The sequence below is a fragment of the Streptomyces niphimycinicus genome, assembly GCF_018883605.1.
GTDB lineage: Bacteria > Actinomycetota > Actinomycetes > Streptomycetales > Streptomycetaceae > Streptomyces > Streptomyces niphimycinicus.
On the sequence record NZ_JAHLEM010000572.1, the window covers coordinates 1 to 776 of the forward strand.

1 protein-coding gene is annotated in these 776 nt (G+C 71.9%); it reads left to right on the top strand.

Translation table 11 applies throughout. The annotated features are described in order from the left end of the window. The coding region (locus KN815_RS36675) for a beta-ketoacyl synthase N-terminal-like domain-containing protein (RefSeq protein WP_216346168.1) at positions 1–776 on the top strand (776 nt) is incomplete at both ends.

The following is a 776-nucleotide window of genomic DNA, read 5'->3' on the forward strand; positions in this document are numbered from 1 at the left end:
TCCCGGACGACCGTGGCTGGGATCTGTCGGCGCTCTACGACCGCGACCCGGACCACCCCGGCACCTCCTACGTCCGGCACGGCGCCTTCCTGCCCGATGCCGCCGGGTTCGACGCCGAGTTCTTCGGCATCTCGCCGCGTGAGGCGCTGGCGATGGACCCGCAGCAGCGGCTGCTGCTGGAGACCTCATGGGAGGTGTTCGAGCGGGCCGGGATCGACCCGACCACGGTGGGCGGCAGCGCCATCGGCGTCTTCACCGGGATGAATACCCAGGACTACGCGATCCGCCTGCGCCACGTTCCGGACGAGGTCGAGGGGCACCGGATCACCGGCGTCTCCGCGGCCGTCCTGTCCGGGCGCGTGGCCTACACCCTGGGCCTGGAGGGTCCCGCGGTGACGGTGGACACGGCATGTTCGTCCTCGTTGGTGGCCCTGCATCTGGCGGCCCAGGCGTTGCGGGCCGGGGAGTGCTCGATGGCGCTGGCCGGTGGGGTGACGGTGATGGCCGGGCCCGACGCCTTCGTGGACTTCTCCCGCCAGCGCGGACTGTCGGCCGACGGCCGGTGCAAGCCCTTCGCCGCCTCGGCAGATGGCACGGGGTGGGCCGAAGGCGTGGGCGTGCTGCTGCTGGAGCGGTTGTCGGACGCGGAGCGGAACGGTCACCAGGTGCTGGCGGTGGTGCGGGGCAGCGCGGTCAACCAGGACGGTGCGTCGAACGGCCTCACGGCGCCGAATGGTCCGTCACAGCAGCGTGTGATCCGTCAGGCGCTGGCCAAT